Genomic DNA, 16,649 nt, shown 5'->3' on the forward strand with positions numbered 1-16,649 from the left:
ATGACTAACATTGCATTATGAAAAGAAATAAAAAAATGATTAATATCTTCTGATTTAATAGAACCAAACGTTTATGAAGAGTATGTAAAAAGTGCTTCAATTGAAGACCTTTCTGAAAATCAAAAGGTTATTGTTGTTAATAAGGACTTATCTAAATACTATTTGGAAAATATAGTAAAAGAACTTAAAGAAAAAATAAGTAAAATACTAGAAAAAGATATTTCAATAAGTTTTTTATCAAAAGAAGAGTTCAAAAAAGAAAAAAAAATAAGTGAAATAATAATAAGTAAGAAAAAAAATAATGGAAGAGATTTTAATTTTGAAAGTTTTATTTCAGGAAAAAGTAATAGTGAAGCATATAATGCTTCAAAAGCTTTAATCAATAATTTAGGTAATAAGTGAAACCCACTTTTTATATATGGAGATTCTGGATTAGGAAAAACTCACTTACTTAAAGCTATAAACAATGAACTAAATGTACAAAAAAATGATTTAAACATTAAATACTATGCATCTAATGATTTTAGAAAAGAAATTTTAGATTCATTGTTAGGTGGTTTTAAAGAAATAGAACAAACAAAATCAGAAATGAATGAAATTGATGTTTTATTAATTGATGACATTCAATTCCTTGCAAATAGTGGAAAAACAAATGAAATATTTTTCAATATATTTAATTCTTTTATTGAAGAAGGGAAACAAATAGTAATAACATCAGACAAATTCCCTGAATTACTAAATGGATTTGATAAAAGATTAGTATCTAGATTTAATCAAGGTTTAAGTGTAAAAATAGAGCCACCAGATGTTGAAACAGCTTTAAAAATTATTGATTATAAAACTCAAATTGCAAATTTAAATTTAGCAACTGAATCAAAAAAATACATAGCATCTCATTTTGGAACTGACGTTAGGAAAATTGAAGGAATAATTAATAAAATAGAGTTTAAATTAATACAAGATCAAGAATCAGTAGGAGAAATAATTGAACTTGATACTATTCAAAAGTTATTAGAAGATTATTCTTATGCTCCAGGTGGAGAAATAACTGTTCAAAAAATTAAAAGTGTTGTTGCTCAAAATTATGGTGTAAATGTAAAATCTATTGATGCAAAAAATAAAGTTTCTAGTGTTGTTATTGCAAGACATGTTTCAATGTATTTAACCACTGAATTAATGAAAAAAAATTATTCAGAAGTAGGTATTTTATTTGGTGGAAAAGACCATACAACTGTTATTAATGCCTGCAATAAAATTAAAAAAGCTATTGCTGAAGATAAGATTTTTAAAAACACATTAAAAAAAATTAAAAAGGACATAACTTCTTAATTATAAAAATATAGTATAAAGTGATAAAATCTTTTCATAAAGCTCATATTTTGTTGGTTTTTTAAAAGTTATCCACATTTTAAGAGCATAATAATAATATAAATAATAAATAATAAATAAGGAGGTATTTTCAATGTTCTTTAGTGTAAATAGATTAGCTTTTATTGAAGAAATAAACAAATGTAATAGAATTATTGATTCAAAAGTCCCTACACCAAGTATTAGTGGAATTTTATTAGAAATAGATGCTGATAAAATATCTTTGATTTCTTCGAATACCTCAATGTCTATAAAGACAATTATTAATATGGGTACCAATGATTTATTAATTAAAGAGACAGGCACAATCTTAATAAGGGGAAAATATTTTTTAGAAATACTTAGACGTATGGATGATGATATTGTTAACATTTCTAATATAGAAGAAAACATAGTTTCTTTATCAGGAGAAAAGTCTGAATTTTCATTAAACATTTTAAATTATAATGATTATCCAACTATTGGTTTTAGAGAAAAGGGAGATATTGTAACAGTAAAAAATAATGATCTGAAGAAAAGTCTTAACCAAACAATAATTTCCGTAAATGAATGAAATCAAAAAATAGTATTAGCTGGATTAAATTTCTCTATAGATAATTCAATGTTTTATATTACAGGAACTGATGGTTTTAGAGTATCAAGAAAAAGAATTCAACTATTTGAAGATATACCAAATAAATTTGAAACTAATATTCCACATAAAAGTGTTTTAGAGTTAATAAAATTATTACCAGAAAAAGGTGAATGTAAAATTGTTTCTGTTGATAGTCACGTAACTTTTATAATTAATAATACATTGTTTCAAACAACAATCTTAGAAGGGCAATTCCCTGATGTTAATGCAGTTTTCCCAACTGATTTTAATACAACATTATATATGGATAATAAGAAATTCTTTAAATTAATATCTAGAGCAGATATTCCAAGTGAAGAAAATACTTCTACGGTAGTAAATCTTATTTTAAATAATGATAGTATTTTTATAAAATCTAATATTCATCAAATAGGAAGTTTTGAAGAAATTTTTAAGGAATTTGAATTAAAAGGATTAGATGAGCAAAATATATGTTTTAATTCAAAATATTTAATTGAGTCATTAAAAACTTTTGAAACTAAAAATGTTGAAATTAATTTAATTGATTCTAAAAAACCAATTGTGATATCTTCATCAGAAGATATGGATTTAAGTCAAATTATTTTACCGATGTTTTCAAATTAATAACTTATATCTACATACCTTTCACTTACTTAAATGATATAATTAAGTTTGTGAGAGGTATTTTATTATGGAAAATAATAAGTATGGAGCTAATCAAATTCAAGTACTTGAAGGATTAGAAGCTGTTAGAAAAAGACCTGGAATGTATATAGGAAATACAAACAAAACTGGTCTTCATCATATGATTTGAGAAATATTGGATAACTCAGTGGATGAGGCATTAGCAGGCTTTTGTAATGAAATATCTATTTTTATAACTGATGAAAATGAAATAATAATTAAAGACAATGGAAGAGGAATACCAGTTGATATTCACCCAAAAACAAAGAAGACAACTTTAGAAACAATTTTTACTGTTTTACATGCTGGTGGAAAATTTGATGAAGCTACTTATAAAGTTTCAGGTGGTTTACATGGTGTAGGTGCTTCTGTTGTAAATGCTTTATCTTTATATGTTGAAGCTATGATTTCTAGAGATGGAAAAATTTATCATCAGAAATTTTCTGAAGGTGGTAGAAATGCTACTGCTATTAAAGAAATAGGTAATTCTGATTCAAATGGTTCAATTATAAAATTTAAACCTGATCCAGAAATTTTTAAAGAAGTTATAGATTTTGATTTTAAAGTAATACAAAACAAAATAAGACAGTTAGCTTTTTTAAATAAAAAATTAAAATTAAATTTATATGACCAAAGAAATGATAAGTATTTAAGTTATATTTTTGAAGATGGAATAAAAGATTATATAAAAGAAATAAATAGTGGAAAAGAAAAAGTTCACGATGAAATTTTTTATATGTCCAATAGTTTTAATGATATTGAAGTTGAAATTTCAATACAATACAATGAGACGTATGATGAAAACTTATTTTCATTTTGTAATAACATTTTTACATCTGAAGGTGGTTCACATGAAGAAGGATTTAGAAGTGCTTTATTAAAAGCAGTTAATTCTTATACAAATGATTTAAAAAATTTTAAAGGTAATAAATTTACTTGAGATGATTTAAAAGAAGGAATTGTTGCTGTTGTTTCAATTCGACATAGAGATCCTTTATATGAAGGACAAACAAAAGCAAAATTATCTAATACAGATGCTAAAGAAGCTGTATTAGAAATAACAAATGAAACATTTAAAGAGTTTTTATTAAAAAATCCAAATGATGCTAAAAAAATTATTGAAAAAATTTTAGTTTCTCAAAAAGCAAGAAAAGCTGCTCAAAGAGCAAGAGAAGATACAAGAAGAAAATCAGCTATTGATAATTTTTCATTACCAGGTAAGTTAGCAGATTGTGAATCAAAAGATATTCAAGAATGTGAATTATATCTTGTTGAGGGGGATTCTGCTGGTGGTAGTGCAAAAACTGGTAGAAATAGAAAAACTCAAGCAATCCTTTCTCTAAGAGGAAAAGTTCTAAATGTTGAAAAAGTAAAACAATCAAAAGTTTTTGATAATAATGAAATTCAATCAATTATTGCTGCTGTAGGTATTGGTGTTAAAAAAGATATTGATCTTACAAAATTAAGATATGGAAAAATAATTATTATGACAGATGCCGATGTTGATGGAGCGCATATTAGAGTTCTTTTATTAACTTTCTTTTATAGATATATGAAAGAACTAATTTTAAATGGAAATGTCTATATTGCACAACCACCATTATATAAAATTGATAATGGAAAAAATGTTTCAGATTATGCATACAATGATTTAGAGCTTGAACAATTAAAAGAAAATAAATACAAAGAACTTAAATATACTATTCAAAGATATAAAGGACTTGGTGAAATGGATCCAATTCAATTATGAGAAACAACAATGGATCCAGAAAGAAGAACTATGATTCAAATAAAAGTTGAAGATGCTTTTCTTGCAAATGAAGTTTTTTCTAGTTTAATGGGAGAAAATGCTGATTTAAGAAAACAATTTATTATTGAAAATGCACAATTTGTAGAAAATATAGATATTTAAAGTAAGGTAGGTGAAACTAAATGAGTGAAATAAAACACGGTCGCATTTTAGAGATGGATATTAAAAGCGAAGTTGAAAAAGATTTTTTAGAATACTCAATGAGTGTTATTGTTAGTAGAGCTCTTCCTGATTTAAAAGATGGATTAAAACCAGTTCATAGAAGAATTATTTATGCTATGAATGATTTAAAAATTACATCAGATACTCCACACAAAAAATCTGCACGTATTGTTGGTGAAGTAATTGGTAAATATCACCCTCATGGTGATTCTTCAGTTTATGAAGCAATGGTTAGAATGTCGCAAGATTTTTCCTATAGATATCCCTTAGTTGAAGGACATGGGAATTTTGGTTCAATTGATGGAGATGGTGCAGCTGCAATGCGTTATACAGAAGCAAGGCTTGCAAAAATTACATCATTATTATTAAAAGATATTGATATGGATACAGTGCCATTTGTTGATAACTATGATGCGTCTGAAAGAGAACCAAAGTATTTAACTGGTTATTTTCCAAACCTTTTAGTTAATGGAGCAACAGGTATAGCTGTAGGTATGGCAACTAATATCCCACCTCATAATTTAAGAGAAGTTGTAGGTGCAACTATTGCATATATAAAAGATGATCAAATGACAATTGATGATATTTTAAAATATATTAAAGGCCCAGACTTTCCAACAGGTGCTTTAATGACAAATGGAAAAAGCATGATTGAAGGTTATAGAACCGGTAAAGGTAATTTAATAATTAGATCAAAAATTGATATTGAAGAAACTAGCAAAAATCAAAGAATAGTTGTAAGTGAAATTCCATATCAAACTAATAAATTAAAAGTTGTTGAAAAAATAGTAGAACTTTATAAAAATAAGATTATAATGGGTATTTCAGATATCAGAGATGAGTCTAACTATGAGGGAATTAGAATTGTAATAGAATTATCTAAAAATTCAAATCCACAACTTATAATCAAAAAACTTTACAAATATACAAACTTGCAGTCAAGTTTTGCAATCAACATGCTTTCTTTAAATAATGGAATTCCTGTTGTTTTAAATATTAAAGATATATTAAAATTTTATGTAAAACATCAAATTGAAATAATTGTTAAAAGAAGCATTTTTGAAAAAAATAAATTAAATGCAAAATTACATATTTTAAATGCAATTAGAGTTACATTAGATCATATTGACGAAATTATAAAAATTATAAAAGAGTCAAAAACTACTGAAATTGCACATGAGAAATTATTTAAAGCTTTTGGTTTTGATGAAAAACAATCCAAAGCAATTTTAGATATGAGATTGCAAAGATTAGTAGGATTGGAAAGAGAAAAAGTAGAATTAGATATTAAAAATATAGAAATAAGAATATCTGAACTTGAAGAAATCTTATCTTCAAAAGAAAAACAAAATGACTTATTAATTACTCAACTTGAAGATATTGTAAATAAATTTGGTGATGAAAGAAGAACAAAAATTATTGAAGAAGATGAAACCCAAATTGATGATGAGGAATTGATTCAAGATACACAAATGTTAATAACTTTATCTGAAGATGGATATATTAGAAGACTTTCAAATGAGGAATTTAAAACTCAAAAACGTGGTGGTAAAGGTGTCATTATAAATAATAATCATGAAGATAATATTGCAATTGCAAAATTTGGTAAAACAAAAGATGATGTTTTATTTTTTACAGATGAAGGAAAAGTTTATAGGATTAAAGCCTATAATATAACACAATTTTCTAGAAATGCTAGAGGTGTACCAGTAATTAACTTTATAGGAATAAATTCTTCTGAAAAGGTAACTTCAATTTTACCTTTAAAAAATAAAAAGAATGCGTATAAATATTTACTTTTTGTAACTCAAAAGGGAGTTGTTAAAAAAGTTGAAATAGAGGAATTTAATAGAATTAATAATTTTGGGAAAATTGCAATTAATTTAGATGAAGGAGATAAGTTAGTTTCTGTAATACCAACTGTTGGTGGAACAGAAATTTTAATAGCTTCACTAAATGGAAAAATAATTAAAGTTAACGAAGATAACTTTAGACCTATGTCAAGATCTTCAAGAGGAGTAAAAGGTATGGGATTAGACAAAAATGATTTTGTTGTATCCTCGTGTTCAAGTTATAAAAATGAAAGTGTTGCAACAATATCAGAAAAAGGAATTGTTAAAAAAACACTTATAAGTGAATATAACATTTTTGGTAGAGGTGCTAAAGGTGTTTTGGGAATGAAACTAAATGAAAAGACTGGTAAGTTTAAATCTCTTCTAGCAATTAGAGAAACAGATGAAATTTTAATGATATCTTCAAAAGGTAAGATAATAAAAATTGGAGCTCAAGATATTAATTTACAATCTAGAAACTCAGCAGGAGTAATTGGATTTAATTTAGAAACAGATGAAACTATTACATCAACTACATTAGAATGAAATAAAGGTGAATAGAATGCTAGATATAAATAAAATTGAAAGTGACTTTGAGAAAGTTAATTCAAATTTAAAAAAAAGAAATAAGGATTTCAAATTGGAATTAAATCAAATTGTTGAATTAAATTCAAAAAGAAAAAAGATTACTTTTAAAGTAGAAGAATTAAAAGCTAAAAAAAATAAAATTTCAAAAGATATTGGAATTTTAGCTAAAAATAATAATAAGAATGAAATTGAAAAATTAAAAAAAGAAGTTTCAAAAATAAATCAAGAAGTTGAAAAATTAGATAATGATCTAAGATTAATTAATGATGAAATTAATTCTAAATTAAGTTACATACCAAATATACCAAATGATAATATTCCATTGGGAAAAGATGAAAATGATAATATTGAAATTAAAACATGAAAAAATGGAAAAATAAAAAATGATGGTGAATCTCATTGGGATATAGCTTCAAAATTGGGATTAGTTGATTTTGAGTTAGGTTCAAAATTATCTGGTTCAAGATTTGTTGTCTACACTAATCTCGGAGCAAAAATTATTAGAGCCTTAGCAGACATATTAATTAATAGACATACAAATAATGGTTATAAAGAAATGTATCTACCTTTAATAGTAAATAAGGAAAATATGTATGGAACAGGGCAACTTCCAAAGTTTGAAGAAGATGCTTATAAAATTGGTGATCAGTATTTGATACCAACTTCAGAAGTTCCTTTAACAAATACAGTTAGAGATAAAATATTAGAAAAAGAACAATTACCTATCTATTTAACTTCTTTTACTCAATGTTTCAGAAAAGAGGCGGGAAGTGCTGGTAGAGATACAAAGGGTCTAATAAGATTGCATCAATTTAATAAGGTTGAAATGGTTAAAATTACAGATAATAAAACATCTTATGAAGAACTAGAAAAAATGCTTATAGATGCAGAAGAATGCTTACAATTATTTAATTTACCTTATAGAGTTGTTGAACTGTGTGGGGGAGATATAGGGTTTTCTTCAGCAAAAACTTATGATCTAGAAGTTTGATTTCCTAATCAAAATAAATATAGAGAAATATCATCATGCTCAAATTGTTTAGATTTTCAATCAAAAAGAATAATGGCAAGATATAAAAATGATGATAATAAAAATGAATATGTTCATACATTAAATGGTTCAGGTTTAGCAATTGATAGATTATTTGCTGCTATTTTAGAAAACTATTATGATGGAGATAAATTATTAATCCCAGATATTTTAAAGCCATATTTAGGTAATATTGACTTTATAAAATAATGTTTCACGTGAAACATTATTTTTTTTATTTTTTTTATTTTTTATAAATTGTTTCACGTGAAACAATTTATAAAAAATAAAAAGCATATAAATCTATGAAAAAAATGTTATTATATAGATGTCATTGTAAGGGTGACGTTCGAAGTTGGTCAGGACCGGAAGGTAGCAGCCATAAGAATCCAGTGCCTTGTACAGTGACTTTTTTTATTTTTAGGAGAACTTTTTATGGAATTGATTTTTAATACACTACTTATGGAATTAAAAAAATGTAAGAAGAATAAGGATGTTCCAGTATCTGCCTTATTAATTGACACTAATAATAAAATAGTTGCAAAATCTTTTAATAGTAGGCAAAAGAAATATAATTTTTCTAATCATGCCGAGATAAGAGTATTAAATAAAATATATAAAAAACTAAAAACTAAAAACTTAGGAGACTATAGATTAGTTACATCATTAAAACCTTGTTTAATGTGTATTACTGTTATTGAACAAGCTAGTATAAAAAAAGTATTGTATTACCTTGATAATATAAAATGTAATTATAATAGGATCCTAACAGATATTACTTTTGAAAAAATAGGAAGTAGTAAAGAAAGTACAATATTTGAAACGGAATTAAAAGAATTCTTTTTAAAATTAAGGAAATAACTATGTAAAATATTTATGCAAGGGGAGTAAATAATTATGGAAAATAAAAAGTCACTTTATAGGGAGTATAGACCAAAGAATTTTGATCAAGTTGCAGGTCATAATGGAATTAAGGAAATATTAATTTCTCAAATCAATTCAAATTCATTTGGACATGCTTTGTTATTTTCTGGTCAAAGAGGAACAGGTAAAACATCTATTGCAAAAATATTTGCAAAAATAGTCAATTGCCAAAATTTAAATGGTTATAATCCCTGTGATAATTGTATAAGTTGTAAAGAGTTTAATAATAATGCTCATTCAGATATATTTGAAATAGATGCAGCTTCAAATAATGGAGTTGAAGAGATTAGAAACATAAAAGCTAATGTTTCGTTGCTACCAAGTTTTTCAAAGTATAAGGTATATATAATTGATGAAGTACATATGCTTTCAAATTCGGCTTTTAATGCTTTACTTAAAACTTTAGAAGAACCACCAAAACATGTTATTTTTATTTTAGCAACTACAGAGTTTTCAAAAATCCCAGCTACAATAATTTCAAGATGTCAATTATTTAATTTTAAAAAAATTGGTCAAAAAGATTTAGAGCAAAAAGTTGAAGAAATATGTAAAGCTGAAGGCAAAATAATAACTAAGGAAGCTTTAAATGAAATTTATTATATGTCAGATGGTTCATTAAGAGATGCACTTAATTATTTAGAGCAATCATTAACAATTTCTGAAAAAGAAGTTAATGTTGAAATTTTAAAAAAGATATTTTACATTGCAACAAAAGTTGAAAAATTAAATATTATTAAGAATGTAATTCAAGGTAATACAAAGGAAATAATTTCATATTTTGAAGTTTCAAATAACCAAGGAATAGACTTTCAAACAATGACATTAAGTTTATTAGATATTATAAAAGAGATAATAGAAGTTAAACTTACACAAGATTATAATTTTTTAAGTAATTTAACAATTGAGGATTTTAATAATTTTAATCAAACAGATATAAAAATTATGTTTGATCTAGCAGATAATATATCTGATTCTTATACTAAATCTAAAAACTCAAATATAAGCTTTCAATATATATTAATAAATATTTTAAAAACTGTTTCAACTAAAAAACTTATAAGTGTTATTGAAAAAGATAAACTTACTTGCAGTTTACCAACTTCAACAATTAATTGAGATGAGCCAAATACAGATAAAACAAATAACTTAGGTGAAAATTTAAAAGAAAAATCTTTTGAGTTAAATAAAAATATAGTTTCACAAGAAAAGAAATCACAAGATGAAAAAAATATGAATAATAATTTCTCTGTGAAAAATAATATACAAGATTTTTTTAAAGAAAAAGATGATTCTAAGTTTTTAAAGCTACAAATGAAGTTATTAATTTCAGAAGCAATTATTTATAAAAATATTATAGATTTTACAAATGATCAAATTATTAATGTTTTAGTAGGTGCAAATAAACAAGCAAGAAAATATTATGAAGAAAAATTTGAACGCATGTTTAATGAAGAGGTAATAAATGGTAACTCAAAATTTATTGAAAATTTTATTATGTTTTATGGTTCAAAAATAACAGCTTCAAGTGAAGATTCAGTTATATTAGTTTCGGATGAAAGAACAATATCAAAATGAATTAATAATAGACTTCAGAAACCAAATATAAGAAAACAAATTTATGAATATTTTGGAAAAGAAGTTAAAATAATTTCTCTTGATAAAACAAGATGATCAGAAATTAAAATTGAATTTATGGATAGAAAAAATAATAATAAGTTAGAAGAATTTAAACATATAGATACAGAATATTTTTATGAAGCTTTAAATAAAAAAGATGATAATGATGAAAATCAATATTTGAAAAGAGCAAAAGAAATTTTAGGAGATCAAAATATTAAGGTTGTGAACTAATGGATAAAATAATTGAAGAATTAAAGAGTATCGATGGTATTGGGAAAAAAGTGGCTGAAAAAATTCTTTTTGATTTAATAATTAATAAAAATAAAATTAGTTCGTTAGAAACTGTGATTAATGAAATAAAAAAATCTTACAGTGAATGTAATACTTGTTTTTACTTTAAAGAAAATAATGTTTGCACTTTTTGTAATAACAAAAATAGAAATCAAAATATTATTTGTGTTGTATCTACAAAACTTGATGCAATTAAAATAGCAAAAAGTAATTATAATGGTCTAATACATGTATTAAATGGGGAGATAAATTTGAATAAAAATATAGGTCCTGAAAAAATTAAAATAAGTGAATTATTTGTTAGAATTAGTAAAGGTATAGAATTATTACTTGCTTTAAATTTAACATTTGAAGGAGAAGTAACTTCAAACTACATAGCTAATAAAGCAAAAGGAATATGCGAGAAAATTTCTAGAATTGCAAGAGGGATTCCATTAGGTGGAGTTTTAGATTATATTGATCAAGAAACATTAAATGATGCAATTTTGAATAGAAAGAAACTAGATGATTAGTTTAGAGGACTTATAGTATGTTATTTATTTCATTAGAAGGTATAGATGGTTCAGGTAAAACAACAATTTCTAAAATGATTAAAGATAATTTAATTCAAAAGGGATACAAAGTTTTACTTACAAGAGAACCAGGGGGAGAACCTTTGGCAGAAGAATTAAGAAGAATTATTCTTGATGAAAAAAATTCAATTAATCCATGAGCAGAAACTTTGTTGTATGTTGCAGCAAGAAAACAACATTTAGATTCAATAATATTGCCTGCTTTAAAAGAAGGAACAATTGTTGTATGTGATAGATTTATGGACTCAACATCAGCTTATCAAGGATATGCAAGAAATATAGGTATGGCAGATGTTAATGAATTACAAAGCATCGTTTTAGGTTCAACAAAACCAGACTTAACAATTTTTTTTGATATAACTCCAAAGGAATCACAAATTAGATTAATGAATAGAAAAAGAAGCGCTGACAGAATGGAACAGGAAAATCAAAGATTTCATGAGGCAGTATATGAGGGTTATCAAATCTTAATTTCTGAAAACTCAGATAGAATTAAAGTTGTAGATTCGAGAAAGCAAATTAATGAAGTTTTACAACAAGTTGATTTTTTAATTGATAATGCTCTTAATGAAAGAACAAAAAAATAATGAAAAAAGTAGAGGTATTTAGTATTGTTAATGAATTGATAAAAAATAAAAAACTTTACCATTCAATAATAATTTCAAACGAAAATCAAACTAATCTTGATGAAATCTCAACAGAAATTTTAAGACAAATATATTGTTTAAATAATTCCTTTGAAAATGATGGTTGTGATTGATGTTTAAAAGTTGTTAATAAAAACAATCTAAATATTTTTTATATTGGAGACTCAATATCAAAAATATCAAAGGATGATATTAAAGAATTAATTATAAAATTCTCTTCTTCAGGAATTGAAGACAATAAAAATAAAGTTTATATATTGGCTAATGGAGAAAACTTAAGTGAAAGTGCGTCTAATGCGCTACTTAAATTTTTAGAAGAACCTCCTAAAAATACTTATGCTTTAATTTTAACAAAGGATAGAAATAAAATTTTGAGCACAATTAAATCAAGATGCAAACTTTTTTCTATTGAAAATGAAATTATTAAAGAAAAATTTGATTCACAAATTATAAAATTCTTTTTAAATAAAGAGAAGAAAAAATTATTAAAATATTTGATAAGTTTTAAGAAAATGGAAAGATCAGAAATTATAGCAGATTTAAATATTGCTTTTGAAAATTCTATAGATTTAAATATAAAATTTTTACAAGAACTTTTATTGGATACAATAAATGAAATAAAAGAAACAAATTATATTAATTTAATTTTGGAGAATTTGTTTATAAAAATGTATGAGGTAATCTAATGCAAGTAAAAAACGACATTTTAAATTATAAAGAACTAAAAATAATTCAAGATAATGAAATGTTCAATTTTTGTATTGACTCAGTTTTATTGGCTAGATTTTGAAAACCATCAAATAAATATAAAAACATTTTAGATTTTGGAACTAATAATGCAATCATACCTTTAATAATTTCAAGATATACAAAGTCCAAAATAACTGGTATTGAAATTCAAGTGGAGGCTTGCAAAATTGCTAAAAAAAACATAAAAATAAATAAACTTGAAGATCAAATTGAAATAATAAATTCAGATATTAAAGATTTTATTTTGGATAAAAATAATAACTTTGATTTAATATTCTGTAATCCACCTTTTTTTAAAGTGGATAAGGAATCAAAGCTTAATAAAAAAAGTAAATTTTTAACTCCTGCAAGACATGAGATATTAATAACTTTGGAGGAAATAATAAAAAGTGCAAAAATAGCATTAAAAAATGGTGGTAAGTTTTTTATGATTCATTTAAGTGAAAGGTTAGATGAAATAATTTTTTTATTAAAGCAAAATAATTTTTCAGTAAAAAAATTACAAATAGTTTATTCAAAAGAAAAACAAAATTCAAAGAGAATTCTTATAGAAGCAATTAACGATGGAAATAATGGAATGAAAATTTTAGAGCCTCTTTATATTCATAATGAAGATGGAAGTTATAAGAAGGAAATATTAGAAATGTTTGGTGATTAAATTGCTAAAGAAAAGTTCAAAGTATATTTTAGGATTATCTGGAGGGCCAGATAGTGTTTTTCTTTTTAATTATCTATTAGATAATGGATTCAAAAATTTTGTAGTATGCCATGTAAATTATAATTTTAGAAAAGACTCTAATCAAGATTTAGAACTTGTGAAAAAAATGTGTAAAAAATATGAGATTGAATATTTTATAAAAAATATTAAACAAGATTATAATAACTTGAAAGAAAATTTTGAATCATGAGCAAGAACTATTAGATATGATTTTTTTTGTGAGCAATTTGAAAAACAAAAAGCCGATGCAATATTAATTGCTCATAACTTAAATGACCATATTGAAACTTACTTGATGCAAAAAAATAATAAAAAAAAAGTTAGATATTTTGGTATAAATTCTGAATCCTATTATAAAAATAAAAAAATATTGAGACCTATATTATCTATTAAAAAGTCTGACATAATAAAAGACTTAGATGAAAAAAATATAGGATATATTATTGATAGTACAAATTCAGATTTAAAATATGAAAGAAATAAACTAAGATTCACTCTTAGGGAGAATACTTTTAATAAGTTAATTAAAGAGATTGATATTAAAAATGAAAAAATTTTAAATTATAAACTTAAAATTGAAGATTTAATATATTCTAATGTTTTGAATATAGATAAATTTAATGATGATAATGAGTGAAATGAATATCTATTATTTAGTTTTTTAGAAAGAAACCAATTTTCTTATTTTTTATACAAAACAAAAAAAGCGATAATTAGAGAATTTTTAAAGCAAATATTATCTAAAAAAAAATTAGTTGAAATTAAAAAGGGAAATTTAATTTTAATGAAGGACTATGAATTAATTAGAGTAGTAAACTCTGAGGAGTTAGATACTTTTGAAATTGAAAATAGTAATGACAAATTTTTTAAAAAATTGTTAATTGAAAATAATATTGTCAATCATGAAAATATAGTTGTTACAAATAATTGAAAAAAATATCAATCAAAATTATTAGTTAATGATAAGTTCTTATCCAAAATTTATAGAGATAAAAAAATAAATTATCTTAAGAGATATAAAAATATTTTAATTTTTGATAAAACAAAGAAAATACTTTTAAATAAAATAAACATATAATGATAAAATTATAAAGAAATTAGAAAACGGTGAAAAAATGAAAAAGAAAAAATCTATATGATTATGGGTTTTATTTATAGTTATGTTAATAGTAATAGGAATAGTAATCTGACAGTTTATTGCAGGAACATCAGATAAATTAACTGAAGCAGAATTCCTTGATTTGTTAATGAATAATAAAATAAGTAAAAATTCAACAGAACAGGTTTATAGTGGTTTACACATTATATCTGGATCATATACTAATAGCTCTGGAGTTGTAAGAAAGTTTGTACTGACTTTAACGAATTCATCTTATACCTCACTTAGAGAAGATAATAATGCTTTTAAGGATTTTACTCAAAGCATAATAACATTATCACAAGGAAATTCACCGTTTATGACTTTAATAATTAATTTATTGCCAATGGTAATTTTAATAGGTTTTTATATTTGAATATTTTCATCAATGTCAAAAGGTGGAATGGGTGGAGGAATGTTTGGCCCAGGTAAAAATACAAGACCAAGAGAAATTAAATCAGATGTAAAATTTTCAGACGTTGCAGGTATTAATGAAGAAAAAATTGAACTTGTTGAACTTGTTGACTATTTGAAAAATCCAAATAAATATGCACTAATGGGAGCTAGAGTTCCAAAAGGTGTTCTTATGGAAGGCCCTCCTGGAACAGGTAAAACATTATTAGCAAAAGCAGTTGCTGGAGAAGCCGGTGTTGCATTTTTCTCAATGGCAGGTTCTGAGTTTGAAGAAATGTTTGTTGGTTTAGGAGCAAGTAGAGTAAGAGATCTTTTTAGTGACGCAAAAAAAGCAGCACCTTGTATTATTTTTATTGATGAAATTGATGCTGTTGGTAGAAAACGTAGTGGTGGAATGGGTGCTTCAACAAATGAACAAACATTAAACCAATTACTTGTTGAAATGGATGGTTTTGCTTCAAATACTGGAGTTATTGTTATGGCTGCGACTAACAGAGTTGATGTTTTAGATAGTGCTTTGTTAAGACCAGGAAGATTTGACAGAACAATTCAAATTTCACTACCTGACATCCGTGAGAGAGAAGCAATTTTAAAACTTCATTCAAGAAATAAATCAGTTTCTCCTGAAATTGATTGAAAGCGTATTGCTGAAAGAACACCAGGTTTTTCAGGAGCACAATTAGAAAACGTTCTTAATGAGGCTGCAATTCTTGTTGTTAGAGATAAAAGAAAAATGATTAATATTTTAGATATTGATGAAGCAATTGATAGAGTTGTTGGGGGACCAGCCAAAAAATCAAGAGCAATGACAATGCAAGACAAACAAATTGTTTCATATCATGAAGCAGGTCATGCTTTAATGGGATTAAGATTAGAATCGGCTTCAAAAGTTCAAAAAGTTACTATAATTCCTAGAGGTAATGCTGGGGGTTATACAATTATGACTCCAAAAGATGAATCAAATTTTTCATCAAAAGAAGACTTATTTGCCTCAATTGCAGGTTATTTGGGTGGTAGAGCAGCTGAAGAAATTATGTTTGGTAAAAACAAAATTACAACAGGAGCACATGATGACTTAGATAAAGCTACAAACATTGCAAGAAGAATGGTAACTCAATTTGGTATGTCAACATTAGGACTTACAAAATATTTAACTATGCAAGAAGAATCATATGGACAAACTAAGGGTGTTTATTCAGATGAAGTTGCATTTAAAATTGATACAGAGATAAATACTATTTTAGAAAAATGTTATAAAACTGCATTAGAAGTTATTAATAAACATAAAGATGTTTTAGAATTAATTGCAGAGTCTTTAAGAGTATTAGAAACTATTACAGCAGAGCAAATTGATTATATTGATAAACATAATAAGTTACCAAAAGAAGTTATAGAAGAAAAAAATAGAAAAGATGTTGAAGACAAGAAAAAAGAATCTGGAGAAATATTAGAATTTGAACCAGATGAAGATGATAAATAGAACACTTTATATTGAAGTGTTTTTTT

At 24.8% G+C, this 16,649-nt stretch carries 13 protein-coding genes and 1 other RNA gene; all 14 read left to right on the forward strand.

The features are described 5' to 3' along the window. The 14 genes from dnaA (at position 1) to ftsH (ending at position 16,623) form a co-directional block, all read left to right on the forward strand. Positions 1-1,329 (forward strand): chromosomal replication initiator protein DnaA, encoded by a 1,329-nt coding sequence (gene dnaA / locus SCANT_RS00005; protein WP_053945694.1) that lies wholly within the window; start codon positions 1-3, stop codon positions 1,327-1,329. A gap of 133 nt (positions 1,330-1,462) precedes the next feature. Beyond that, positions 1,463-2,587: a DNA polymerase III subunit beta gene (gene dnaN / locus SCANT_RS00010; protein WP_053945695.1), complete on the forward strand. Its 1,125-nt coding sequence runs from the start codon at positions 1,463-1,465 to the stop codon at positions 2,585-2,587. A 67-nt stretch (positions 2,588-2,654) separates the two neighbouring features. Continuing rightward, positions 2,655-4,559, forward strand: coding sequence for a DNA topoisomerase (ATP-hydrolyzing) subunit B (gene gyrB, locus SCANT_RS00015; RefSeq protein WP_053945696.1), 1,905 nt, complete (start codon positions 2,655-2,657; stop codon positions 4,557-4,559). Between the two features lie 20 nt (positions 4,560-4,579). Continuing rightward, on the forward strand, positions 4,580-7,012 hold the full coding sequence (gene gyrA / locus SCANT_RS00020; protein ID WP_053945697.1) for a DNA gyrase subunit A: 2,433 nt from the start codon (positions 4,580-4,582) through the stop codon (positions 7,010-7,012). A 1-nt stretch (position 7,013) separates the two neighbouring features. Then, positions 7,014-8,279, forward strand: coding sequence for a serine--tRNA ligase (gene serS, locus SCANT_RS00025; RefSeq protein ID WP_053945698.1), 1,266 nt, complete (start codon positions 7,014-7,016; stop codon positions 8,277-8,279). A gap of 113 nt (positions 8,280-8,392) precedes the next feature. Beyond that, positions 8,393-8,490, forward strand: an RNA gene (ffs, locus tag SCANT_RS05235) — signal recognition particle sRNA small type. A 14-nt stretch (positions 8,491-8,504) separates the two neighbouring features. Continuing rightward, the gene (locus tag SCANT_RS00030) at positions 8,505-8,930 is read left to right on the forward strand and encodes a deaminase (protein WP_053945699.1); all 426 of its coding nucleotides are present in this window, start codon (positions 8,505-8,507) and stop codon (positions 8,928-8,930) included. A 36-nt stretch (positions 8,931-8,966) separates the two neighbouring features. Further along, positions 8,967-10,844: a DNA polymerase III subunit gamma/tau gene (dnaX, locus tag SCANT_RS00035; protein ID WP_053945700.1), complete on the forward strand. Its 1,878-nt coding sequence runs from the start codon at positions 8,967-8,969 to the stop codon at positions 10,842-10,844. Continuing rightward, positions 10,844-11,416, forward strand: coding sequence for a toprim domain-containing protein (locus SCANT_RS00040; protein WP_053945701.1), 573 nt, complete (start codon positions 10,844-10,846; stop codon positions 11,414-11,416). The genes dnaX and SCANT_RS00040 overlap by 1 nt, the downstream gene beginning before the upstream one ends. Positions 11,417-11,433: 17 nt before the next feature. Further along, positions 11,434-12,063 (forward strand): dTMP kinase, encoded by a 630-nt coding sequence (gene tmk, locus SCANT_RS00045; protein WP_053945702.1) that lies wholly within the window; start codon positions 11,434-11,436, stop codon positions 12,061-12,063. Further along, entirely contained in the window at positions 12,063-12,809 is a 747-nt protein-coding gene (locus SCANT_RS00050) for a hypothetical protein (protein WP_053945703.1), read from the forward strand. Before tmk ends, SCANT_RS00050 begins: the two co-directional genes overlap by 1 nt. Next, positions 12,809-13,531, forward strand: coding sequence for a tRNA1(Val) (adenine(37)-N6)-methyltransferase (locus tag SCANT_RS00055; RefSeq protein ID WP_053945704.1), 723 nt, complete (start codon positions 12,809-12,811; stop codon positions 13,529-13,531). The genes SCANT_RS00050 and SCANT_RS00055 overlap by 1 nt, the downstream gene beginning before the upstream one ends. A gap of 1 nt (position 13,532) precedes the next feature. Next, positions 13,533-14,669 (forward strand): tRNA lysidine(34) synthetase TilS, encoded by a 1,137-nt coding sequence (tilS, locus tag SCANT_RS00060; protein WP_158500839.1) that lies wholly within the window; start codon positions 13,533-13,535, stop codon positions 14,667-14,669. 37 nt (positions 14,670-14,706) lie between these two features. Next, positions 14,707-16,623, forward strand: coding sequence for an ATP-dependent zinc metalloprotease FtsH (gene ftsH / locus SCANT_RS00065; protein WP_053945706.1), 1,917 nt, complete (start codon positions 14,707-14,709; stop codon positions 16,621-16,623). The last annotated feature ends 26 nt before the right edge of the window (positions 16,624-16,649 follow it).

Source organism: Spiroplasma cantharicola, from assembly GCF_001281045.1.
Taxonomy (GTDB): Bacteria; Bacillota_I; Bacilli_A; order Mycoplasmatales; family Mycoplasmataceae; genus Spiroplasma_A; species Spiroplasma_A cantharicola.